The sequence below is a fragment of the Methanococcus mangrovi genome (genome assembly GCF_054506835.1).
In genome coordinates this window covers 280063-303228 of the sequence record NZ_CP197114.1, presented here as the reverse complement: position 1 = coordinate 303228, position 23166 = coordinate 280063, and the positions used below count along the sequence as shown (strand labels likewise).

The 23166-nt window shown below is 29.9% G+C and carries 35 protein-coding genes and 1 tRNA gene; 19 read left to right on the top strand and 17 right to left on the bottom strand.

All coding sequences use genetic code 11. The annotated features are described in order from the left end of the window. Positions 1–188: 188 nt before the first annotated feature. The 8 genes from ACS5L2_RS01620 to ACS5L2_RS01585 form a co-directional block, all read right to left on the bottom strand. On the bottom strand, positions 189–536 hold the full coding sequence (locus ACS5L2_RS01620; protein ID WP_459202023.1) for a hypothetical protein: 348 nt from the start codon (positions 534–536) through the stop codon (positions 189–191). Continuing rightward, on the bottom strand, positions 533–802 hold the full coding sequence (locus ACS5L2_RS01615) for a hypothetical protein (protein WP_459202022.1): 270 nt from the start codon (positions 800–802) through the stop codon (positions 533–535). The genes ACS5L2_RS01620 and ACS5L2_RS01615 overlap by 4 nt, the downstream gene beginning before the upstream one ends. Positions 803–1020: 218 nt before the next feature. Further along, on the bottom strand, positions 1021–1362 hold the full coding sequence (locus tag ACS5L2_RS01610; RefSeq protein ID WP_459202021.1) for a hypothetical protein: 342 nt from the start codon (positions 1360–1362) through the stop codon (positions 1021–1023). A gap of 168 nt (positions 1363–1530) precedes the next feature. After that, complete coding sequence (locus ACS5L2_RS01605) at positions 1531–2118, bottom strand: barstar family protein (RefSeq protein ID WP_459202020.1); 588 nt, start codon at positions 2116–2118, stop codon at positions 1531–1533. Between the two features lie 133 nt (positions 2119–2251). Continuing rightward, positions 2252–2512, bottom strand: a complete 261-nt coding sequence (locus ACS5L2_RS01600) for a winged helix-turn-helix transcriptional regulator (RefSeq protein WP_459202019.1) — start codon at positions 2510–2512, stop codon at positions 2252–2254. A 70-nt stretch (positions 2513–2582) separates the two neighbouring features. After that, on the bottom strand, positions 2583–3176 hold the full coding sequence (locus tag ACS5L2_RS01595) for a hypothetical protein (RefSeq protein WP_459202018.1): 594 nt from the start codon (positions 3174–3176) through the stop codon (positions 2583–2585). Positions 3177–3186: 10 nt separating this feature from the next. After that, positions 3187–3681, bottom strand: a complete 495-nt coding sequence (locus ACS5L2_RS01590) for a hypothetical protein (RefSeq protein ID WP_459202017.1) — start codon at positions 3679–3681, stop codon at positions 3187–3189. A gap of 92 nt (positions 3682–3773) precedes the next feature. Continuing rightward, complete coding sequence (locus tag ACS5L2_RS01585) at positions 3774–4064, bottom strand: transcriptional regulator (RefSeq protein WP_459202016.1); 291 nt, start codon at positions 4062–4064, stop codon at positions 3774–3776. A 259-nt stretch (positions 4065–4323) separates the two neighbouring features. Between ACS5L2_RS01585 and ACS5L2_RS01580 the strand changes: the two genes are divergently transcribed. The 6 genes from ACS5L2_RS01580 to ACS5L2_RS01555 all read left to right on the top strand — a co-directional run bounded on the left by ACS5L2_RS01580 (position 4324) and on the right by ACS5L2_RS01555 (position 7822). Then, positions 4324–4461 carry a DUF2080 family transposase-associated protein gene (locus tag ACS5L2_RS01580; protein ID WP_459202644.1) on the top strand — a complete coding sequence of 46 codons (138 nt, stop codon included), beginning with the start codon at positions 4324–4326 and terminating at the stop codon, positions 4459–4461. Beyond that, positions 4446–4859 (top strand): hypothetical protein, encoded by a 414-nt coding sequence (locus tag ACS5L2_RS01575; RefSeq protein WP_459202015.1) that lies wholly within the window; start codon positions 4446–4448, stop codon positions 4857–4859. The genes ACS5L2_RS01580 and ACS5L2_RS01575 overlap by 16 nt, the downstream gene beginning before the upstream one ends. A gap of 152 nt (positions 4860–5011) precedes the next feature. Then, positions 5012–5260 (top strand): DUF2683 family protein, encoded by a 249-nt coding sequence (locus ACS5L2_RS01570; protein ID WP_459202014.1) that lies wholly within the window; start codon positions 5012–5014, stop codon positions 5258–5260. After that, positions 5257–5559 (top strand): type II toxin-antitoxin system RelE family toxin, encoded by a 303-nt coding sequence (locus tag ACS5L2_RS01565; protein ID WP_459202013.1) that lies wholly within the window; start codon positions 5257–5259, stop codon positions 5557–5559. The genes ACS5L2_RS01570 and ACS5L2_RS01565 overlap by 4 nt, the downstream gene beginning before the upstream one ends. A gap of 167 nt (positions 5560–5726) precedes the next feature. Further along, positions 5727–6824, top strand: coding sequence for a nucleoid-associated protein (locus ACS5L2_RS01560; protein ID WP_459202012.1), 1098 nt, complete (start codon positions 5727–5729; stop codon positions 6822–6824). Between the two features lie 11 nt (positions 6825–6835). After that, a complete protein-coding gene (locus ACS5L2_RS01555; RefSeq protein ID WP_459202011.1) occupies positions 6836–7822 on the top strand; it encodes a GTP pyrophosphokinase in 987 nt (328 codons plus the stop codon). A gap of 18 nt (positions 7823–7840) precedes the next feature. On the opposite strand, the gene ACS5L2_RS01550 is transcribed toward ACS5L2_RS01555, so the two are convergent. Then, positions 7841–8128, bottom strand: coding sequence for a transcriptional regulator (locus tag ACS5L2_RS01550; RefSeq protein WP_459202010.1), 288 nt, complete (start codon positions 8126–8128; stop codon positions 7841–7843). Positions 8129–8294: 166 nt separating this feature from the next. Here ACS5L2_RS01550 and ACS5L2_RS01545 point away from each other — a divergent pair, with 166 nt between their 5' ends. Next, positions 8295–8705: a hypothetical protein gene (locus ACS5L2_RS01545; RefSeq protein WP_459202009.1), complete on the top strand. Its 411-nt coding sequence runs from the start codon at positions 8295–8297 to the stop codon at positions 8703–8705. Between the two features lie 421 nt (positions 8706–9126). Here ACS5L2_RS01545 and ACS5L2_RS01540 read toward each other — a convergent pair. Both ACS5L2_RS01540 and ACS5L2_RS01535 read right to left on the bottom strand, forming a co-directional pair. After that, a tRNA-Ser gene (locus tag ACS5L2_RS01540) sits at positions 9127–9211 on the bottom strand. A gap of 74 nt (positions 9212–9285) precedes the next feature. After that, on the bottom strand, positions 9286–10932 hold the full coding sequence (locus ACS5L2_RS01535; RefSeq protein ID WP_459202008.1) for a hypothetical protein: 1647 nt from the start codon (positions 10930–10932) through the stop codon (positions 9286–9288). Between the two features lie 242 nt (positions 10933–11174). Here ACS5L2_RS01535 and ACS5L2_RS01530 point away from each other — a divergent pair, with 242 nt between their 5' ends. After that, the gene (locus tag ACS5L2_RS01530; protein ID WP_459202007.1) at positions 11175–11372 is read left to right on the top strand and encodes a hypothetical protein; all 198 of its coding nucleotides are present in this window, start codon (positions 11175–11177) and stop codon (positions 11370–11372) included. Positions 11373–11548: 176 nt separating this feature from the next. Here ACS5L2_RS01530 and ACS5L2_RS01525 read toward each other — a convergent pair whose 3' ends face one another. Further along, the gene (locus ACS5L2_RS01525) at positions 11549–13189 is read right to left on the bottom strand and encodes a DEAD/DEAH box helicase (RefSeq protein ID WP_459202006.1); all 1641 of its coding nucleotides are present in this window, start codon (positions 13187–13189) and stop codon (positions 11549–11551) included. 1118 nt (positions 13190–14307) lie between these two features. Between ACS5L2_RS01525 and ACS5L2_RS01520 the strand changes: the two genes are divergently transcribed. The 11 genes from ACS5L2_RS01520 (at position 14308) to ACS5L2_RS01470 (ending at position 21133) form a co-directional block, all read left to right on the top strand. Beyond that, entirely contained in the window at positions 14308–14856 is a 549-nt protein-coding gene (locus ACS5L2_RS01520) for a tyrosine-type recombinase/integrase (RefSeq protein ID WP_459202005.1), read from the top strand. 207 nt (positions 14857–15063) lie between these two features. Further along, entirely contained in the window at positions 15064–15585 is a 522-nt protein-coding gene (locus tag ACS5L2_RS01515; RefSeq protein ID WP_459202004.1) for a hypothetical protein, read from the top strand. A gap of 128 nt (positions 15586–15713) precedes the next feature. Beyond that, the gene (locus ACS5L2_RS01510; RefSeq protein ID WP_459202003.1) at positions 15714–16727 is read left to right on the top strand and encodes a site-2 protease family protein; all 1014 of its coding nucleotides are present in this window, start codon (positions 15714–15716) and stop codon (positions 16725–16727) included. A gap of 40 nt (positions 16728–16767) precedes the next feature. Then, complete coding sequence (locus ACS5L2_RS01505) at positions 16768–17040, top strand: hypothetical protein (protein ID WP_459202002.1); 273 nt, start codon at positions 16768–16770, stop codon at positions 17038–17040. Positions 17041–17218: 178 nt separating this feature from the next. Further along, positions 17219–17578 (top strand): NifB/NifX family molybdenum-iron cluster-binding protein, encoded by a 360-nt coding sequence (locus tag ACS5L2_RS01500; protein ID WP_459202001.1) that lies wholly within the window; start codon positions 17219–17221, stop codon positions 17576–17578. A 9-nt stretch (positions 17579–17587) separates the two neighbouring features. Continuing rightward, positions 17588–18445 (top strand): ATP-binding protein, encoded by an 858-nt coding sequence (locus tag ACS5L2_RS01495; protein ID WP_459202000.1) that lies wholly within the window; start codon positions 17588–17590, stop codon positions 18443–18445. Further along, positions 18442–19287 carry an ATP-binding protein gene (locus tag ACS5L2_RS01490; protein WP_459201999.1) on the top strand — a complete coding sequence of 282 codons (846 nt, stop codon included), beginning with the start codon at positions 18442–18444 and terminating at the stop codon, positions 19285–19287. The genes ACS5L2_RS01495 and ACS5L2_RS01490 overlap by 4 nt, the downstream gene beginning before the upstream one ends. A gap of 146 nt (positions 19288–19433) precedes the next feature. Beyond that, positions 19434–19721, top strand: a complete 288-nt coding sequence (locus ACS5L2_RS01485) for a hypothetical protein (protein ID WP_459201998.1) — start codon at positions 19434–19436, stop codon at positions 19719–19721. 30 nt (positions 19722–19751) lie between these two features. Then, complete coding sequence (locus tag ACS5L2_RS01480; RefSeq protein WP_459201997.1) at positions 19752–20108, top strand: NifB/NifX family molybdenum-iron cluster-binding protein; 357 nt, start codon at positions 19752–19754, stop codon at positions 20106–20108. Positions 20109–20266: 158 nt separating this feature from the next. After that, complete coding sequence (locus ACS5L2_RS01475) at positions 20267–20650, top strand: NifB/NifX family molybdenum-iron cluster-binding protein (protein WP_459201996.1); 384 nt, start codon at positions 20267–20269, stop codon at positions 20648–20650. 207 nt (positions 20651–20857) lie between these two features. After that, complete coding sequence (locus tag ACS5L2_RS01470; RefSeq protein ID WP_459201995.1) at positions 20858–21133, top strand: hypothetical protein; 276 nt, start codon at positions 20858–20860, stop codon at positions 21131–21133. A gap of 107 nt (positions 21134–21240) precedes the next feature. Here the strand turns inward: ACS5L2_RS01470 and ACS5L2_RS01465 are convergent, their stop codons facing one another. From ACS5L2_RS01465 to ACS5L2_RS01445, 5 genes are read right to left on the bottom strand one after another with little or no spacing between them, the layout of a single operon-like run. Next, positions 21241–21444, bottom strand: coding sequence for a 30S ribosomal protein S27ae (locus ACS5L2_RS01465; protein WP_459201994.1), 204 nt, complete (start codon positions 21442–21444; stop codon positions 21241–21243). Position 21445: 1 nt separating this feature from the next. Beyond that, complete coding sequence (locus tag ACS5L2_RS01460) at positions 21446–21748, bottom strand: 30S ribosomal protein S24e (protein WP_459201993.1); 303 nt, start codon at positions 21746–21748, stop codon at positions 21446–21448. Between the two features lie 6 nt (positions 21749–21754). Continuing rightward, positions 21755–22231 carry a GTP-dependent dephospho-CoA kinase family protein gene (locus ACS5L2_RS01455; RefSeq protein ID WP_459201992.1) on the bottom strand — a complete coding sequence of 159 codons (477 nt, stop codon included), beginning with the start codon at positions 22229–22231 and terminating at the stop codon, positions 21755–21757. A 33-nt stretch (positions 22232–22264) separates the two neighbouring features. Continuing rightward, positions 22265–22441, bottom strand: coding sequence for a transcription elongation factor subunit Spt4 (gene spt4, locus ACS5L2_RS01450; protein ID WP_459201991.1), 177 nt, complete (start codon positions 22439–22441; stop codon positions 22265–22267). Between the two features lie 51 nt (positions 22442–22492). Beyond that, entirely contained in the window at positions 22493–23056 is a 564-nt protein-coding gene (locus tag ACS5L2_RS01445; RefSeq protein ID WP_459201990.1) for a DNA-directed RNA polymerase, read from the bottom strand. Between the last annotated feature and the right edge of the window lie 110 nt (positions 23057–23166).

The window sequence follows — 23166 nt, the reverse complement described above, 5'->3', positions numbered from 1 at the left end:
CTCTTTTTACCGTTTTATTTTAAATTTAATTTAAAATAGAAGTTTTTAAAATTCAATTTTTATAAATTCAAAAGTCAGGGGACCTGTTTTACAACAGATGTGGATAGTCGATAATTATTCTTTAATTTTCAAAGAATTAAAAAAGATAATTTAATCGTAATTCATCAAAATTTTACTATAATCAAAAATTACCGATTTTTATAGCCAAATTTCTTGTTGTATGTTTTGTGGTCCATAATATCCAACACCAAAACAACAATTTCAATTCCGGTTGCCCCATTTGTAATTGTATACGTAACCCTGAAAAATTGAGGTAATTCAAATCGAAATAAATTTTTAATTTCGTAAGTTTTAACGTATTCCTTTGGAATTAACTTTTTAGCAACAGGATCGCCATAATGAACGTTGGTTTTTAAAATTTCAACTTTTTCTAAAAATGAGTTAAGTATCGATTTGTCAAGTTTTTCATCGCTTTCTTTTAATTTATTATATATTTCAGCAGCATTTGGAGAAAGAACTACTCTTACATCCTTCATAGTTCAAGCCCATTATGCACTACGTTTCTTAAATTCACATTTGTATTGAATATCCAGGTAATTCCTTTTAAAGATACTGCAATTTTGTTACTTTCTTCTAAATATTCTAAAATTACCTTTAAAGTGTTGTGATTCACTTTTTTTGGAAGTTTTTTCTTTAATTCTGGAATTGTTATGATACTGTCTGCATCTTTCAATGTTTCTTCGACCATAAGAATTGTATTTAGGGTTGGCGAGTGTTGTATTTTTGATTCACTTACTGCCATAGTTATCACCATTTGATACAAGTTGATAACTATTATTTACAAAATTATATAAATAACTATTGAGTTTTTGAAATTTTACAAAATCAATGTTGACGAATTTTAATTATCTAAATAACCCAATCCTACCCCTCATTTAATAATTATTTAAGGTTATTTTAAAATTTAAAAAGAAAATACGTATTTTTAATTTATTTACCCAATATACTTTCTTCAGGGTCTCATTTTGTAATTATTCCTTTTTTCAAACAGTAATCCGCCAAAGCATTTTTAGACCTTATTGTGATATATCTGCATATTAGAGTAGATGCCAGTATAATAACTGCACTTTGAAGTTTTATATATTCAACAGGAACTGCTGGAAGTAGGATTTTTAAGTAAAATAACGAATAAAGGGGTAGTATAAAAGATACACCCATTATAAGGTACAAAATTATCGCAATCACCGTACGTACCCCAATTTTTGCACGATGCCATATTAAAAAATTAAAGAGAATATATGAAGTTTTTAAGAGTATTAATACAGCAATTAAAAATATTATATCTGAAATTAACTTGATCACGTTTAAACCCCAATTTTCTTAAATTTCCTTTTACTAAAAACAATATATGTCGTGAACCAAATTATTAAATAAATTTTATTTAAAAATGTTGATTTAAGTTTCTTAAAAAAGATAAATTTCTTCAATTTTTTGAAAATGAGTAATTTAAGATAATAATGGTTTTTAAAATTAATCAGATAAACTGACTTCCAATTCAAAACTTTTCAAAATGTTTTTTATTTCTAAAAGTACATCTACCATTTCATCAGCGTCTTTTCCAAGTTTTTTCCGGCTTTCCTTAAAGTTTATCCATTTTATTGTTACTGGTAAATCGTATTTTTCGGAAAAAGAATCCCAAAGTCGTTCTGAAGTAGCCCAACATCTATTACGAAGATTTAATTCAGTTACAATATAGGGGTATAGTTCAAAAGCATCTTTAAAGGTATTTCCCTCTATTATCAAGGTTTTTCTTTCGGGAAAACTCATTTTTTCTTCCCGATATTTGAGAATGAATTCAACGTTTCCTTTATTAAGTTCTCGTTCAGCCGATCTGAACACGCTTAACGTAATTTCAGCATCTTTTCCAAGAAATTCTAAACTTTTATCATAGTTAATCCATTCGATTGTTGTGGAAAAGTCTATCCATGTTGTAAGCATGTCCCATAAAGCATCTGCATTCATACCGTAATAATCTGGAAAATCGAGATTTTCTTTTAAAAACTGATGCAGTTCTTTTTTAGTTTTGAATTTATCGCCATCAATTAGCAAATATGTCATTTTCCCACCAATAATCAATTTTCCCTCAATTAATAAACATAAATTAAATTAAACAAATACAGCTTAATTTTAAATTAAATTTAAAAAATAGTTTATTTTGAATCTTTTTTAAGTCAGATTCACATCATCCAATTTACAAATTATTTATGATATTTACATATTTTAAAACATCTATTCCTTTTTCGGTTAATTTGAAATAAACTTTGTTCATGTTTCGATAAGGTTCTTCACGCCTTGAAATTAAACCTGCATCCTCTAATTCTTTCATAAGCAAACTTAAACTACTTTTATGGGTTTCAAGGTTATCATTTATTTCCCCAAAGTATTTTTCATCGTCTTCTAAAAATTGCAGTGTTTCTACGGCGTATTTTTTTCCCAATAACTTTGTGAGCATTTTTTATTTCTTTTAAAATTTTTTTATTTGTTATATAAATTTGGGAATGTTCCTTTAAATCATTAGGTTTTTAAATTTCTTTGTCATATTTTTTAAAAACTTTTAAAATTTCAGCATATTCATCAGAATATTTTTTTGAGAGATATACAATCATTGCGGTCATTAAAAATGATAACATGAAAAATGAAGCACTGCGAATAGATAAATCCGATAAATAACTAAGAATATATAAAATCGAAGTACCTGCCCATAAAAAACCAGCTACAACAAATGCAAGATAATTAAGCCACGAAAACTGTGTAATTACCCCATAAGGGGCACTTATTTCATATTTTGGCATGTTTTTTGGATAAATATGTTTTTTAAGTTTATTAATCGACAAATATGCATTTTCCAAATTTTTAACGGATTTTTTTAAATCCTGAGTTACCATCAATAAAATTAAGAGAATTAACGTTAATACAAGAGATATAAATGTTAAAAATAAAATTTCTTCCGTAATAGAGTCATGTATTAGCCCAAAGGGGGTAATAAATGCAATCCATGCACCTACCATCATAGTTACGTGATTTTTTATTTTATTATCATAATATCGATAGTCAGAACAGGCTTGTTCCAGTTCTAACTTTAGATACTCCCATTTTTTAGAATTTTTATCCCGCATTTCCCCACCATCATTTATTTTTAAAATATCTAAGTGCAATTAATACTAAAAATCCCAAGATATAGATTTTGAATGTCCAATTTTGAATAAACTGGGAGATTATCCTGTCTAAACATAATAATGCTAAAAAAACTAAAAATTCATCCAATTTATCAATAAAAAATACCCATATATTCAGTAATTTTGCATAGATCGTTCCTTTTTTTGTAATATGTACATAGTATTCACTTTCATTTATTGATTCAGCAGTTAAAATCCCTTTTTTAATTAATTCTTTAGCATTTAAATCTGCTACATCGAGATTTAAGTCCAAAAATCCCCTCCAATAACCATTATAAAATTTTCTTTGAGGATTTTCGTTTAATTTCTCGTAAAGTCCAAGTAACATGATTCTTTGAAAATCTTTAGTTGTAATCCCAATTTTTTCGGGAGTTAATTCAAGTGCAAAAGCCCTACCCTTTGATACTTCTTTCTTATATTTTTTATCAAAATTAAAGAAACTCAATTTTTCCCTCAATTAATAAACATAAGTCAAATCTAACAGATACAACACCGTTGTTTTAAATAAATCTTACAAAACATTCTTAAAAATAAAAATTATTTATTATCACGATTTTCAAGAGCTTTTTCCAATTCAAAAAGGCCCATTACGTCCTTACCATAATTTGTTAAATAATAAAATGTTTTTATTAGTCCCTCATCCCCATCAGTTTCATCCTTCCGTTTTTCAACTATTTCATTTTCTATTAATAATAACAAAAGACTTGATAAGGTCCCTTTATTTATTTTCAAACTTTTTTGAACCATACTGTAGTGGACTTCGCCAGATTCGTTTAAAAAAGTCATAATTTCTTTAACATGCTTTTTCGAGAGTAGATTTATCAGCATAAGACTTCACATTGTCATTTTTTACTCATAAATATTTATAGAATTCCGTATATTAAGAGAATACTGTTTTTTTAAGTAAGTATGAATTTATGGTGTAGTATGTAAAAATACAGAAAGATTTTTATAGGTGGATATCCACAGATTAGTATGTGAAAAAGCAGACTACTAAAAAAATGTATACTGTTGTATTCACAAAACATAACCCGCCTGAACAGCACCCCCTCATTTTATTTTTTTAAAAAATAAGAGATGATGAAGAATCAAAGATGAAAAAACAATAATTAAAGAAGTAAAACCCTTCGGTAACACTGGACACATTACATTACCTAAAAAACTCGTTGGAAAACAAGTAGAAGTCAAAATTAAAGAAGGTGAAAACAAATGTCAGCAGAAATAGAAGAAAAAGTTTTAAGAAATCTAAAAAGCCACGAAGAGTTGAGCGATATTTTAAAATCAACACTTTATAAAATGTCTTTAGAAGGATTTGAAGCATTTGAAGACTACAAAACTTACGCAAATCCAGATTCATTTTCAAACGTTGTTAAAAAAATCGAATGGGTCGAACTGGTTGAAGATGACAGGTTATCAGTTCACAAATTACAAAAAATCAAATTACCAGATTTAACAACAAAAACTACAGAAATTATGTCAGAAGGCAATTTAACAATTGATCAGTTTTTGGTTGGATATATTGTTCCAGAAGATAAGGTAATGGAAGAAATAAAAAAAGGAAACGAATTATATTACGTAAAAGACGCTGATTTATTTTACAAAATCAATGTTGACGAATTCTAAAAGGCAGGGGCATAATATTAAAAACTGCTCGAAAAATACGGCCAGAGAAGTAAAATAATCATGAGCGAGAACATGAGCAAAAGTAAAGAGTATATATAATTTGATGATATATGATATATCATACTGATATAATATATATCACGGTGATACATATGGTTCAAGTTCAAGTTGATTTAAGTGAAGATTCAAACAGAATTATTGAAATATTTAAGGCTCAACATTCAATCCCTAAAAAATCTATCGCAATAGACATGTTTATTTCTCAATTTGCAAGCTACGGTAAAGATGCTTTAGAATATAACCCGGCATTTGTAAAAGAAACATTAGAACACAGTAAAGGAACTGATTTTATCGATATAACAGATAAAAAATCCAGAAGAAAACATTTGGGATTAGAATGAGTGATATGAAATTAGCGATTCGCGACAAAAGGGTCCAGAAAAAACTCCAAAAAATTTTTAAAAAAGATAAAGTTCATGCAGATGCCATTGACTCTGCATTTGATAAAATCCTTGAATATCCCAATCGAGGTATTCCAATGACGGGTGAACTCGCCGGTTTTAGGCATTTGCATGTTTATGATTCTTTTGTTATGCTTTATTTCGTTGATGAAGATGAAAAAATAATATATATCGACAACTACGGCCACCATGATGAAATGTATTCATGGAACGACAAGATGAAAAAATCAAAAAAATAACTCTTTTTTTATTCATCAGCTTTAAAAATCACTAAACACTGTTTTCTATTCATTAAAATTTCAAAAAAAGATTATTTTAATCAAATTTAAATCGTTTAATTCTTTTCGGAAATTTTATATTTATGTGGGAGTTAATTTAGTTTAACTATGTTATTGAGGGTGAATTAATGACAGACTTACTTCAAGATATTATTCTAGATAATATAATAGTTCATCAAATATTCCAAAGAATTCCTGATGAAGAAGCTAAAAAACCAATTTTTAGTGATAATTTTGAAAAATTAGACAAAGAAGGAAAAAAAGCGTTAGAATATAGGTTAAACTGGGTTTTAAATAAAGAATCTAAGAGGATGAATCTAGAAATTACTAATGATAGCCCCGAAAGTACTTTTCAAAAAATGGCATACTTAGCTACATACAAATATGCCAATCCTGAAAAAGATCATAAAAATCCAGAATTTTGGAATAAATACGTGGAAACTACTAAACAACTTACATGGAATCTACAAGAAGCACAGGCAACGAATCCAAATATTCCAAATGGTATTGTAATCATAATTACAGGGCAGACTGGCCCTGAAATGAATGATTTTTCAGCAGTAATAAAAGCAGAAATGGAAGATGGATTCGAATTTACAGATAATAAATTACAGTATATCTCAAATTTACTATTAACTGAAACACAGAAACTTTATAAAGTAGGAATATTTATCGATGTGAATCCAGAAGATAGATCTAAATCAGGCCTTAGAAATAAAGAAGATTTCAAAGCATTTGTTTTTGATGATAATACTTCCAAAACTGCTGTAAAAAACAATGTTGCAATATATTTTTACAATACATTTCTTGGATGTTCATTAGAAGATTCTGCAAGGGCCACTAAAAGATTTTTGGAAGGTGCGAAAAGCATTGTTGCAGGCCTCCCGATTCCACAAGAAGAAAAGGTATTAAAAGTCAATCAAGTGTATTCATACCTTACTTCAAATACCAAAGAAATCAATGCAAAAGAATTTGTTGAAACGTATATTGAACCAGATTATCAAGTTGAATTTTTAGATAAATTAGAAAAAAAAGAAGTTCCACTCCATAGCGTTCCAAAAGATATAGAACCAATTAAGAAAAAACTTAAATCAAGAACTCTTTCTTTTTCATCAGGTGTACAGCTTAAATTTTCATTTGAAGAAACCCAGGAACCCGTAGAAATAGTAGAATCAACAGATGAACATACTATTGTAAAAATACGTGGTAAACTTAGTAAACAATAATCTGTGAAATTATGGATGAAAAACAATTTATTGAGAAATATTGTAAAGAAATGCCTATTTTTAAGGCATGGGGCATGTATGTTAAAAAAGAAATATGTAATAAAATAAAAGATATGCCCAATTCAGAGAATTTTCTAAAAATAAATTGTGAACCGAGATTAAAGGAAATAAAATCTATTGTAGATAAGGCATTTAATAGAAATAAGAATTATAAAGACCCCTATGCTCAAATTGAGGATAAAGTAGGGGTTCGTTTTGTGGTGCTTCTTGGTTCAGACATACGCAAGATAGAAAATATTATTAAAAGCATTGATATCTGGGACTATAGTAAAGACAAAGATTTTGATGATGAAAGAATACATAAACCCAATGTTTTTGACTACCAATCTGTCCATTATGTTGTAAAAAATAAAGAACCTATTACGTATGAAGAATGCCAAATCCCTGTAGATACGCCTTGTGAAATACAGATTAGAACACTAATGCAACATTCATACAGTGAAGTTACTCATGATAAGTTATATAAAAAAAACCATCCAAACAGTAAACTATACAGAAACGTTGCAAAATGTATGGCACTAATTGAAGTTGTTGATGATTTATATATGGAAGTAGATGAACTTGTTTCCCAAAAAGAGGCATATTACAGAGGTTTTTTAGATAAATTACTACCCGAGTACATAAAATTATTGAATAGTGACAACTCCAAATTTTATGAAGAAAATTACTCTGAAAAACTTAATTTATTAATTTTGGAAGAACTTGATGAACTTATTTCAGAATTAGACGTAAATAACGTTATAAATTCTATAGAAGGCCGATATGAAAGATACATAAACAGAAGTTACTCTGAAAATAAATTATACAGACAACCTGTAGTGTTACTGATTTATCATTTGTTAAACGACCGAACAACAAAACACGCATTAAAAAAACTGTGGCCAATGACAGAACGACAGCTTAAGTGTTTTTCAGACGATTTAGGGATATCATTATAATCTTTCAAAAATCAAATTCTATTCAAAAGAATACTTACTTTCAATTTCTTTTTCAACATTATAAAGTGAATAAGCTTCTTTTCCAAAATCAGTAAGAGAATAGTAAGTTTTATTTAATTTTTTACCTTCCTCTTCTTCTTCCTTTTTTAAAATCCTAATATTAACAAGCAAATTTAAAATTTTACTTAGGTTACCCTTATTAATTGCAACATGTTCGCAGATTTCACCAAAATAAATTCTTTCGTGGAAATTTAACAAATCTAAGATTTCTCGAACGTGTTTTTTTCCAAGGGTTTCAATTAACATGCTTTCACTATCTTTTTTAAATAAAATAGTATTTTGTTTTAGATATATAGTAATATTTTATTTTAGTACTACGTTGTAAAAAAAGAAACTTTTAAATAATATCTAAATTATAAGTTATGTTGTAAAAAAGTAAAACATAATACTAAAATAAACAGGTGAAACCAACATGACAGAAATTGAAGAAAAAATCTTGAATAATGTAAAAAAACATGATGAATTAAATGGTATTCTAAAAGCGACACTTTATAGAATAGCATTGACAGGTTTTGAAGCATTTGAAGACTATAAAAATTATTTAAATCCTGATTCATTTGCAAATGCAGTCCGAAAAATCGAATCAGTTGAAGAAGTACTTGATGACAGACTTTCAGTCCACAAACTCCAGAAAATTAAATTTCAGGACCTTGAAACTAATTCGATAGAACTGCTTTCAGAAAAAACATTTACAGTTGAACAGTTCTTAGTTGGATATATTGTTCCAGAAAATGAAGTAATTGAAGAAATCAAAAAAGGAAACGAATTATATTATTCAAAAGAAGCTGAACTTTTCTACAAAATCAATGTTGACGAATTTTAACTTTTCTTTTTTTAAAAACATTATAATTTATCCTTATTTTATTATATTTTTTAGAGGTTACCACGTGGTAACTTTTTGGTAACTTTTTGGTAACCTAAAAAATAGACAGATTAAAAGTATTTTTTAAATTAAATAATAGATTATAAAATAAATATTAAAGTTACCATGGTTACCAAAATATTTTTATTTTTGAAAAAAATCTAAAACACAATATTTAGGAAAAGTTTTATTATTTTTTAGGAAAATCCCACGTATTTGTTAATAATTACCTAACCCTGACTGGTCATCGTCCTTTTGGTCCCCTTACCCCTCACGTCAATAGGAGCGGTAAACGTCATAGGAGTAAATTTGTGACCTAAGAAAGAAAATCAGTATAAAAACTATATAAATAAAACTTGAAAAAACCACATCAAAAGAGAAACGCGGAGACCGAGATTTGAACTCGGGTTACTCAGAGAGTAACGGGATTAGCAGTCCCGCGCCGTACCAGGCTGGGCCATCTCCGCACGAACAACTTAATAAGGGTGATTATTCTATAAATACTTTTCCATGCTCAAAATTTAAAACAAAAATGATTTTTTTAAATTTTTGAATTTTCAGGTACATTTAAAATATAAAATGGCCATTTTTTAAGGACCCCTTTTGGAAGATCGCCTTTTTTAACCTTTTCTAAAAGTTCCGTGTGATCAATGGAAGTTTTAACATTTGTATTCCCCATTTCAACGGAAATCTTATCATTTTTCAGAGCTTCTTCAATATCCTGCCCGATAGAACAGTTTGGCATTTCTTCTTTTATTTTATCAATAAGCACATTTTTATTATTTTCAAGCGGTAAAACCATTTTGTAAGATTCCCCTGAAACCAAAAGTACAGGATTATCTTTTTCCAATCCAAATCTCTGCCCCATACACGAAACCATCTTTCGAGGGTTGAATACCTCAATTCCACCAATATCAAAGTAATCTCCTGCAAAAAATTCGGTATTTTTTGGAAAACCTTCAAGTTTCATTTCTAATTTTAATTTAAAGCCAGACCTTAAAATTTCACCGGAAATTTTTGGAACCCCTTCTTGATTTAAAATAGTTATTACATCGCCAGTATCGATATTTATTAATGGAATTGAACCCGGCCTTGAAACAAGTAAAACCCCATAATTATCTTTAGTTTTAGAAATAAATTCTTTTTTTCCTTTTCGTTCAATTACGGGATACGTTAAGGGAAATACATACATTCGATAATTATCTTCTTTATTTATTCCCCCTGCAAACGGCCCGATTTCGCTTCCAACATAAAGGTTTGTAAACTTTTCTTCACCAACATTCCATCCCATAAATTTCCGGATTTTCGCCCATTCATCTTTTGAAAGGGAAGTTATGCTAAATATCAGTGTAGAATCTGTAAGTGCTCTTGAAAGCCGGTTTTGAATCTCAATTGCAAAATTATCAATTCCAATTCTTTCGTACAATTTTTTTAGTTCGAAAGCTCCTGAATTTTCATTTCCTAAACTATTCCAATCGATCGAGTTTATTGATTTTTCGAGTCCCATTTTTAATTTATCAATATCTGCCCATTTGATAATCGTTGCAGCAGGGGCAGAAATTACAGAAATATCATCAAGAGTTAGTATTTTTGAAATTGTAAGTATATTCAGCGCATTTTTGTATTCGTCGATTAAATATGAAGAAGGGCGAATGTGCGACAAAACAACCCGTTGAGAAAATTCCGACGTGTAAAGGCGAATAAGATTTAAATCTTCAACTTTTGAAAGTCCATCAACCTTGATACGGCTTGGAACAAAAATCACTGCCGACTTATTTTTTGATAAACCGCTTGATTCAAATATTGCCTGCATTCCGGGAACCCAGACTCGTTTTAAAAAATCATCTGAAATCAAAAACCACTTTAATTTTGTAATATCCCCACCAGAAGTTCCTGAAGTGTGAGTTACAATTGCGGTGTCGTTCAAAAATAAATCGTGTACATCCTCTTTTTCGAGACCATTCTTTAAAAACACTTTTGGATTTAGTGAAAAATCCTTTGGATCAGTTTTTTTTAAATGAATTTCATCGAGAATATCTCTTGAAAGACCCGAATTTTTAAAAATTGCTTCTTCGTATTCTTCGCTTGAAGATATATCTAACCAGTTTTTCCAAGTTACACTTTTAAAATCTTTAAAATAATTGTAAAATACTTTTTGAAGGTTTAAATCAAAATCGTAAACGCTCAAAAATACCGCCCCCTAAACGACTCTGATAAAATTATGTTGAAAAACGTATATTTCAATTTCGAAATAATATTGATTAAAAAAATTAATTCAAATAAAAATAATCTTTTTTAAAATTTCTAAAGTGGGAATAGGTTGTTTTTGTTAAGAATTGTTACAAACACTCATAAATATAATTACATTAAAATAGACCCGACATAAATATTAATTTGTTATTTTGATGAAAATAAATAAGGGGTAAAACTATGGTATCGTTACTACCGATTTTAGCAGGCTCTTGTTTAGTTATGGCGACAATTTTAACGCTATTTATTCGAAATATTAAAAAAGAGATTCGAAATATTAAAGAGGGCAATTCGAACAGGACGGATTCTTCAATTTACGACACAGAATGCTGTCATAATGATCATCATCATGATTGTGATGATTGTGATGATGATTAAAAGTAAAATATTTTAAATTCTTGATGAATCAGTAACATAAGTAAATAAAATCATCAGGAATGTAACTATTAGAATTTTAATATTTTTGACAAACCTATAAAATTTCCGAAAAAGATTTTCTGTTTTAAAAATTGAAAAAAAGAATTTAAAATAATTTTAATTAAAAAGAAAAGTAATTAGTTGCCGCTTGCAACTTCGATTATTGATCTTCTTCCTCTTTTTTCATGTTTGAATGAATCGAGGATTATTTCTGCATTGTCTGAAGATACTGTTACAAATGAGAACTTCTCAAATACTTTTACATCGTCGATGTCTCTTCCTTTAACATCTGATTTTTTTGAGATGTGGTCAACTAATTTTTTAGGGTTCATTTTGTCGAGTTTACCAAGAGCAACGAATAACCTAACGTTTCCGCCAGATACAAAGGATCTTCTTCCTTCGCCTCTGTCTCGTCTACCTTCACTTCTTCCTTCGCCTCTGTCTCTTCCTTCCCTGTTTGCAGGTTTTCCAATTCTCTTGTAGTTGGATTCGCTTAATTCATCTTTCAATGCGTATTTTAAAACTGCTGAAAGAACTTCTTGTGGATCTGCATCTTCTAATAAATCAGCAGCCATTTTTTCGCAGTCGTTGTATTTTCCAGATTCTAAAACTTCTTTTATTCCTGAAACAATTTTTCTTTTCTTAGCTCCGATTATGTCTTTAACATCCGGAACTTCTTCTTTTCTGATTTCAGTGTTTGCGATTTTCTGGATGTATTTGAATTTTCTGAATTCCGAAGGTTCTACAAATGTAACTGCGTAACCTTGTTTTCCAGCTCTTCCTGTTCTTCCAATTCTGTGAACGTATGATTCAGGGTTTTGTGGGATATCGTAGTTTACAACGTGTGTTAAGTCGCTGATATCGATTCCTCTTGCTGCAACGTCGGTTGCTACGAGAACGTTGATTTTTCTTGCTTTAAATTTCTCAAGTGTTTTTTCTCTTTGTGCTTGGGTCATATCTCCGTGAAGACCTTCTGCAGCGTATCCTTTTTCTGTTAATCTGCTTGAGATTTCATCAACATCTGCTTTTGTTTTACAGAAGATTAAACCGTAAAATTCTTTTTCTACATCGATAATTCTTGAAAGTAATTCAAATTTATCTCTTGAGTGAATTTCGTAGTAGGACTGGTCAGTTAAAGTTGTTGTAAGCTGCTGTCTTTTAACTTTGATGATGTCGTATTCTCTCATGTAGTTTTTAGCAAGTTTCATGATGCTGTCAGGAAGTGTTGCTGAGAATAAAAGCATTCTTTTTTCAGTGCTTACTGATTTTAAGATTTCTTCTACATCGTCAATGAATCCCATGTTTAACATTTCATCAGCTTCGTCTAAAACTACATATGAAACGTTTTCGAGTTTTATTGTTCTTCTTGAAATGTGGTCGAGTATTCTTCCAGGGGTTCCAACAACAATTTGAACTCCTCTTTTTAATTCTCTGATTTGTCTGTCAATTGACTGGCCACCGTATACTGGGAAGATGTTCAATCTTTTTGAACCTTTGATTGAATCGATTTCTTCTGCAACCTGTATTGCAAGTTCTCTTGTAGGTGCTAAAATAAGTGCTTGTGTGTCTCTTGAGCTTTCGTCAATTGTTTCTAAAATAGGGATACCAAATGCTGCGGTTTTTCCGGTACCTGTTTGAGCTTGGCCGACAACGTCTCTTTTTCCTTCAATTAAAATAGGGATTGCTTGTTCTTGAATAGGGGTTGGGTTTGTGAAACCTTTCTTTTCTAACGCTTTTATTATCTCGTCAGATAAACCTAAATTTTTAAAACTTTCCATAGTATATCCTCTTTTTTGAATTTTACGTCAAAAATGAATACGAATATAAATTCTGAATAATCTTTTGAAAAAATCATAAATTTAAAAAGAGTAAATTAACTCCCAAATTATGATTCACGAGGTTATAGTCAAACCCTCATAAATCATAACGACATGGAGAAATTTGGGCTTTGACTATTAGTCTTTCCGATCAAAAGGATTTACATTCAATCCATCGCCAACTATCAGTAATAGCATATACTCCTATATCAAGTTATCTGTTGACTGGACTAAAAAAGTAAAAATAAAAATAAAAAATAAATTTAAAATTTAAAAAATGAAAAACTTCTAAAACTCTCAAAAGTAAAAAAATATCGATTAGCCACACGCCCCCCGAAATGTGACTAACCCCTGTTATGTTCTAAATACATTTCCCCCGAATAGTTATAACACCGTGTTTATCCCATTCCCTTAAATTAACCCCAAAAATAGTTTCAAATCGTCTTTTTACTATTATTATATATCGTTTAATCAGATACCTACTACAAAATATAATATCATTATAGAGTAATATATACATTGCGCCCGAAAAATGTCGATATGTATGAGTATTATAACTAATCTTAGTATTTACTATTATAATATGGTTATAAATTAATATCAATATTACATTGATAATTTACCATAAAAAAACCCCATTTAATTCGTTTTTTAAGTATTACCTCGATTAATTATCCTTTTTTAGAAATTTTAAAAAATTAATATCTACTTTTTAAAAATTAAAAATAGAATGAATCTTTTTTTCGTTAAATTTATCCATTAATCTCGTAATTGTAGCTAAAAAAAGCTATTTTTTGATTTTGTATATACTATTTTTCAAACCTAACATTTTAGATAAATTGTTAGTTTAAAATATCCGGACAAAATACCGTAATTATAGAATCTATTTAGTTATATAAATAAATATTTTAATATTTAGATAGATTAGTAAATAAAATTATAAGTAGAAATATTTGAATATATAAAATAATACATATAAACAAAAACGGTTAAAAATAGCCAAATAACTATATAAAGAATGAATACAATATTAAATTAACAATTGAGAATATTTAAGAACTTAAATTTATGTTGATACCATGACAAGGCATTATTGTAAAGACTGGCTTACAAAAGACGAGTTAAAAGTATTTATCGATTCGGTAGACTCTAAAGAACATAAACTGTTCTTTAAAATGCTCTATGGAATGGCACTCAGGGTCTCAGAACTCTTGACAATTGAAGTAAAAAATATAAATTTAAACGAAGGCGTTTGTAAATTGTTAGACACTAAAACCGAAACATTCCAAATCTGCGTTATTCCGGAGTGGTTAAACGAAGATATTTTCGGACATATCGTTGATAACGATTTAAAAGATAATGACCAACTTTTTAAGTTCAAAAACCGGACATATGCATGGGAACTCGTCAAAAAATATACTAAAGACGCCAAAATTCATAAAGAGTTTTCAACACATACATTTAGAAGAAGTAGGGCACTACACCTGTTAAATGATGGAGTTCCGCTTGAAAAAGTGAGTAAATATTTAAGGCACAAGTCAATAAACACCACAATGCACTACTTGAAAATTACTGTTGACGACATTAAAAAGGAACTTACTAAAATTGGAGATTGGTACGACCTTTGAACAAATTTTCAAATGTTTTTCGGACAATTCTTCCGAAAATATATCTTTTAAAAATTAAAATAAAAGTGGCCAAATTTAAATAATTTCAAATAATTTACCCACAAATAACTTTTTAAATAATAAAAACCAATTAATTGGTTAACCGGATGTCAAAACACTTTTTTAACGTTAAAAATCCAATTTAAACGAAATTTAAAGATGATAAAAATGTCTGAAAAATATAAAACTTACCACACCTCAAAATATTTATCGAAAACAGAGGTAGAGGATTTAATAAAACAAGGAATAGACGAAGTTACAATGCCAAAATCGGTATATGAATACATGGAAAAGAAAAATAAAGGAGCTTTGAACCGTCTTTTAATATTTGGGGTTGATGTATCTATTACAGACCAAGTTGGACGACCAAAAAAAGTTGAAGGCGACATCAAGAAAAAAATTATCGAAGAAATCATCGACGGCAAAAGTATTCGAAAAATTGCCGAAGAATACGACCTAAAAAAATCAACAATCTGGGACAATATCAAAGACGATATGGCAAAAATAAAGCAGGAAAAATTTAGAAAGATGATTTACGACTATAAAGAGCTTTTAATCGAAAAAGGAAAGTATACTGATTATATAGAAACCCTTTTCTTAGAACTTGACATGAATATTTCAAATGACAATTTAAAAGAAGCTGAAAAAATACTTCTAAAAATCATAGAATATTCAAAAAAGAAAGATTAAATCAAAAAATTACCAATTTACTGTTTTTTTAATATTTTTGAATTTATCCGATTAAATAAACTCATCAAAACACATTATTAATATGTAGATATCAATAATATACTATATCGAATTTGGAGGGGAAATTTTTGCAATCTTTTAAAATAGCACGCGTGATGGGAATCCCTATAGAACTCCACATTACGTTTATACTACTGTTAGTTGTTGTTTTTTACTTCTGGGGCATTGAAGGGCTAATTTTATACATGTTTTTATTCACATCCGTAGTTTTGCACGAACTTGGGCACTCGTACGTTGCAAAAAAATATGGCGTAAAAATAGAAAAAATACTGCTCCTGCCAATTGGTGGAATGGCAATGATGAGCGAAATTTCAAAAGAAGGGGAGTTTAAAATCGCGATTGCAGGGCCTTTAGTCAGTTTAATACTTGGAAGCGCACTTCTTGGCATTTCAACAGTGACTGACTACACATTAGCAGAATACCCGCTTTTTCAAACTGTTGGAGGATTAAATATACTTCTTGGGATTTTTAATTTACTTCCAGCATTTCCGATGGATGGAGGACGGGTATTTAGGGCACTTCTTTCAAAATTAACCAAAATGAGTTATATGAAGGCAACAAAAATTGCATCAACAGTTGGCCAGTATTTTGCACTCCTTTTGCTAATTGCAGGATTAATAAATTTCAATGTAATCCTCGTTTTAATTGCAGTATTTATCTACTTTGGAGCGTCCCAGGAATACCGGGCACTCGTTGCAGATACACTATTTCAAAACGTTCCTGCAAAAGATATAATGTCCAAAAACATTGTTTATGTTGATTCGAAAGATACTGTTGACGATGTTTTAAATTTAATGCTTAAAAACAGATTTTTGGGCTACCCGGTACTTGAAAATGGAAACATTATTGGAACGATTACAATGAATGAAATATCTTCTGCTGAATCAAAAACAACCAAAATAAAAGATTTGATGTCTCCACCAGTAATGGTATCGCCAGATGCAAAATTAAACGAATTAATTCAGGGCATGACAAACACCGACCGTGTTTATGTTTCGGATAATGGAAATATCATGGGAATAATTTCTAAAACAGATATAGTAAGAACGTTAAGTATTCTTGGGCTAAAAAATAACCAATAACAGATTTAAAAGATATTACCTTGGGGGAAGGTGATTTTTTATGAAATCTGATGAACAGATGTTAAGAGACTTACAAAAAATAAATATTTCATTTGGGGTACTTTTTATTGTAATAACCGCATACCTTGAAATAACAAAAGATTGGGACTCGATGCTAATCATACTCCCAATTTCAGGATTTTTGCTGATAATTGCAGGATTTGGTAAAGAGATACATGAAAACGATAGCTTTAAAAAGTACTTTTTAATTGGAATAACCCTTTTGATAGTTGCAGTTGCCATTTTATTTATTTTACTTTTATATCTCGCTTAAATACCATTTAAACCGTTTTTAAATTTTTTAACAGGGTGTGCTTTTTTATTATTTTATTTTAGCGTATTTTTTTGAGTACATTTGAAAAAATAGGATTTTTAAATATTGCACATATGGGGATAACTATATATAGAATCTTACTACACATTTTTACAAAAGTAAAACGAGGCGAACAGTCATGAAACTCTGTATTACAAGTACCGGAAATACATTAGAAAGCAATTTTGAACAAAGATTTGGAAGAAGCCCCTATTTTATAATTTACGATACTGATTCAAAAGAATTCAGCGTAATCGATAATACAAATGGAGATTCTGCACACGGCGCAGGTATCGGCTCTGCACAAACAGTAATTTCACAAAACATCGATGCAGTAATAAGCGGTAACATGGGCCCAAATGCAAAACAGGTTTTAGATGGCGAAAATATCAAAATTTACAAGGGAACTGCAAATACGGTTCTTGAAAATATCGAATTATTTGAAAAAAATGAATTATCTGAAATAAAACAGCCTGGACAGCCACATCATGGCATGTAAGGAAAAAGTATGAACATTTCAATATTGAGCGGAAAAGGCGGGACTGGAAAGACTACAATATCTACTAATTTAAGCGTTCTTCTATCAAAAAAATATAATAATGTTAATTACCTTGATTTTGATGTAGAAGAGCCAAACGGGTTTATTTTTTTAAAACCCGATATTGAAAATGAAAAAAAGGTCTTTAAAAAAGTTCCAGAAATTAATAAAAGTTTATGTACAAACTGTGGCGAATGCAGTAAATTATGTAAATTTAACGCTATTTCAATAACCCCAAACAATTCAACTGTTTTTGAAAAATTATGTCACGACTGCGGACTCTGTTACATCGCATGCCCTGTTCAGGCAATTTCAGAAATTTCAAGAGAAATTGGGAAAATAGAATCTGGAAAATCTAAAAATACCCCGAATTTAGGCGTGTTTAGGGGAGTTTTGAATATAGGGGAACCGTCAGGAGTTCCCGTAATATCCAACTTAAAAAAATGTTTAGATAAAAAATCAATAAACATACTTGATGCACCTCCGGGAAGTTCTTGCAGTGTCATAACCACTGTTGAAGATAGCAACTATTCAATTCTCGTTACAGAACCGACCAAATTTGGGCTTCACGATTTAAAAATTGCAGTTGAAGTTTTGAAGTATTTAAAAATTCCATTTGGTGTTTTGATCAATAAATCTGATGAATTTGATTTTATCATTGAAAATTACTGTAAAAATGAAAAAATCGATATTTTGGGAAAAATTCCGTTTTCAAGAAATATTGCAAATAAATATTCAAAAGGAGACCTTTTAATTAATTCTGACGTTGAATTTACAGAAAATTTACAGAATATTGCCTCTGAACTTGAAAAGAGGTCGATATTATGAAACAGATTGTTATAATAAGCGGAAAAGGTGGAACTGGAAAAACTACCATTTCTTCTTCATTTTCAGAATTATTAGATAAAAAAAATATCGCTGATTGCGATGTTGAAGCTCCAAACTTACACTTAATGTTTGAAAATGAGATAATTAAAACCAATAACTACATCGGTTCTCAAAGCGCAGTTATTGACCCTGAAAAATGCATTAAATGTGAAAAATGTTTAGAATGTCGATTTGGTGCAATAACTACCGAAATAGAAGTAAATTTATTAAAATGCGAAGGTTGCGGTTTATGCGAATACGTCTGCCCTGTTGATGCTGTAAAAATGGTAAATAACGTTACAGGACATGTTTTTTCCTGTAAAATTAAAGATGGGTATTTATCTTACGCAAAACTAAATATTGGAGCAGAAGGCGCTGGAAAAATCGTAACTGAAGTTAGAAAAAATTCTCTCGAAAACAAGGGTTTTGAAAACTTGTTAATTGATGGGTCTCCGGGAATTGGCTGCGTTGTAATTGCATCACTTACAGGGTGTGACTATGCAGTAGTTGTAACGGAACCTACACAGTCAGGTCTTGATGATTTAAGCCGTGTTTTAGAACTTACCTCATTTTTTGATATTAAAAGCTATGTAATAATTAATAAATATGATATAAACCTCGAAAAAACTTCGGAAATAACTGATTACTGCGAAAAATCTGGCTTTGAAATTTTAGGAAAAGTTCCGTTTGATATCACGGTAAATAAATCGATTCAGAATGGAATTCCCGTTGTAAATTATGAATGCCCTGCAGGTAGTGAAATTAAAAGAATTTGGAATGATTTTTACGGCAAACTCAAATAATCACATTTTGTTTTTTTGTTAATAACCCAATATTGACTTAAAACCTGCAATTTCTAAAAAAGGGTAGTATTATATAGTTGTTTTTTAATATAATAAATATGCACATATGTGCGAAAATAGTTATTGCATAAAATAAGGTGAATTATATGGATTACAGACTTCATAGAAATTGTATTTGCAGAAAATTAACCAACACGACTGCCTACCCTGGACTTGGAATTAGAAGATTTTTTAGAATGGGTTTGACTTCTGATGAAATCAAAAATATCATTAAAAGAGAAACTGGTAATGATATATCTGATGAAGATGTAAATCAGTTATCAAAAGAAATCTCTGAAGATAATGTTATCGATGCTCGCGGAATGAGAAATAGCTTTTGCGGTGCGGGCAGAGGTGGCAAAAGAGGAATGGGCTTTGGAAGAGGGAGATTTTAATATAGTTAATTAAAAAAATAAGGCGATAATTTGAAATTAGCAATTCCTGTACTTGATGAAAAAACAGTTTGTTCGCATTTTGGAAAAACTCCATTTTTTATGATTTATGAAATAAACGAAAATAATGAAATAATTGGCTCAAAACAAGTTGGAAACTCCCCTTGTCATGGAGCTGCTCACGAAGCTGAACACGCCCATGCACAGGGACCTGGAACCACAGTTCAAACTTTACTTTCTGAAGGAGTTAATGCAGTTGTTTTCGTAAATATGGGTCAAAGAAGCGTAAATGCGCTTGCAAGCGTTGTTGAACTATATCAAACCTCTTTGGAAGATACTGAATCAGCATTAAATGAATTCTTGAATGGAAATTTAACAAAATTAAACTAATTTTAAATTACTTTTTTTAAATTTTTTAATAAAAATATCTAATATAATAGCTCGATTTTTAAAATTATGAAAAGAAAAATAATTATATCAATTTTTACGCCATTACATATCCCCACATACGCGTTAAAATATATTTAAATATATAAATGATGAGAGATATGGATTACAGAAATTTAAAAGAAAAGGATGTTTTAGAAAATAAAAATCAGAGTGATAATTTGAAAATAGCAGTACCCGTATTTGAAAACAAAATCTGTGAACATTTTGGAAAAACTGCGTTATTCTTAATTTTTGAAATTGACGAAAATTATGAAGTAGTGAACATTTCAAGGGTTCAAAATACTCCTTGTGACGGCAATGGGGGAGGATCCCCGGTTGAAAATTTACTTCTTGAAAACCCTGATATAATCATATACAACACCATGGGCGAAAAAAGAATTGAAACCTTAAAAGACAAAGTAAAACTATACCAGACTACTACTCAAGAGATTAAATTGGCCTTAAAAGAATTCATAGATGAAAATTTAATTAATAATAAATAAAATTTAATTTTTTAAAACCTTGAATTGCCAATTAAACTACGTTTAATCAAAATTAGGTTGTTTTGATGGATAGTAAACTATATTTATGGCTTTTTAAAAATATTATCATGTAGTTTATGTTAAACTCCCTAAAAATAAAAAATATAACTATTTTTTACATATCTACCAAATGCTAATTAGTGCCGTTAATGTAAATTGGGGGTAACCATGGAACTAATTAACGTTATATGCCATTGGGCAATGCATGAAGATATTATAAACCTTGAAAAACCACCAGAATGGATTTTAGAATATTTCAAGTACCACTATCCTAAAGAACAGTTTGAGTTTTCAATGGATATGTTATGTGTTCTTGGAAAATTCCAAAAATGCCCTGAATCAAAAGCTTACGTTCCTGTAAAAAATCCCAGTAAAAATATCAGCATTTACGGGCTTTTGAAAAATCCTGTTGTGGATATTCGTACCTTGGGGAGTTTAGATTAACTAAATTGAAAAATTTGTAATTTATTGAACATAGGGTGTAGATTAAATTGGAAGTAATAAAAAAAGAATTAAATAACGTTAAAAGAGGTTTAAGTTAGTAAAAAAAATTATTCTTCACTTTCTGCTTTTTCATTCTTTTTGTATTCCAAATGTCCACATTTTCCACATGCGAATCTGTTTAAGTGTTCAGCCATGAATACGCCTGCACCGCATTTTGGACATACTTTTTTCAATCTTACTACAGTGTTTCCTTCAACTTTGTAGTAGTCTGATTTTTTTGTTGATGTTTTTTTTCCTTTTTTAGCTGCCATATTATTCCTCCGCTACTTCTGCTTCTTCTTCAATTTTGTTTTTTTCTAAAACGGATTTTGTTTCAATTGCTGACATTGCTTTTTCGTCGTTGTAGATTTTTGCGTAACCTTCTGCTTCCAATTTACCAAAAACCTGGTCTAATGTGTCAACAACGAGAACTTTTTTGTCTGCGTTTAAAACTGCAACAAGTTTCATTTTTACGTCTTTGATTGAAGGGGTAGCTGCATCAAAAGATACTGTGAATTTTATTTCCCTTCTGTGTAATAATGGGTTATTTTTGTCTGAGATAATGCTTATATCCATACCATATCACCTTGTTTCCATGTTTTTTAGAAGTTTTTCAATTTTCTGTTTCAGTTCGTCTGTGATTTTTAACAGTACCATGCCTTCATCAGGCTGTCCGTAAATGACTGAGGTATCCTCGGGGAAGTACTTTATTACAGGAATCGTAAGTAAGTCTTCTTCACCCTTAATGATTAAAGCCATATCTCTATCATGTATGGTGGAAAGGTATTTAATCCTTTCTATGGCTTCATCAGAAATGCACCCTTGAGGATTTTCGACCTCAAAAATTGTTTTAAATTTGTGAGGGATGTCAACAGGAATATTTCTTTTAGTTTTAAAGTCCAAAATTGATAAGTCTGGTATTATACCATTCAATAAAAGGTGTTTTGTAGTAACATCACCTATAGAAACGACCTTTCCTTCTATAATGGGAAGTTCCTTATATACTTTTCCGAAAGGTTTTTTCAATTCGTGAGCTACTTTGTCGTTTAATAAATACATAAAGGTCACTATAACAAAAATTCAAATTTCAAGTTATTTAACGCTCAATGCATATTTTCCTTTTATGTCAATTCCTGCTTTTTTTGCAACTTCTGAGTTGTGAGGGTCGAGTACGATTAATAAACCCCTAACATTTTCTGAAGTATCAAATCCACAAATTGGGCAGGTATCTTCTTTTGTGATGTATTTGCATCTTAAACATGCATTCATTTAAATTCACCTCAAATTAAAATTAAATAAAAAATAATAATGGTGAAAAAATTAATTTTCTTCACTTAGTGTTTCGTTTTCATCTTCGAGCCATTCAAGTCTTCCAAGACCATTCTGTCTCATTGTTAAAGCTATTTTGCTGCCTCTTTTTTTCTCTTCTCTTAAACTTACTGCAACTATTCTAGCTCTTACTCTGTCGCCTTTTTCTAAAACTTTGCCTGTTTCCTTTCCAATAATTGCTTCTCTTTTTGGGTCAAAGCTTACGAAATCATCCATAATCTGTGAAATGTGAATCAAACCATCAAGGGGGCCAAGTCTTACAAAAGCACCGAACTCAACAACATCAACGATTTCTCCGTCAACTACTTCTTGGAGTTCTGGAACGTATGTGAGCACGTTAAATTCTGTTTCGTGGTATGCTGCACCATCACCGTAAATTATGCTTCCATCACTTACTTTATCCACATCAACAATTGAAAGGATAAATCCGATGTCCTTATCAAGAATTCCTTCGTATTTTTCCATTAAAACCCTTTTTACGTTTTCGCTTAACGGGTTTCCAAACATTTTAGGGGGAATTCTCACGGTATCAGAAATTTTTAAAATTTTATACAAATAACCACCTCAGTAGCAGATTAAACTTTTAAAACAGTTGAGATAACGAAATATTTTAAAATAATAAAACAGTTTCACTATATATATTCTCGTTTTTGGTATATAAATTC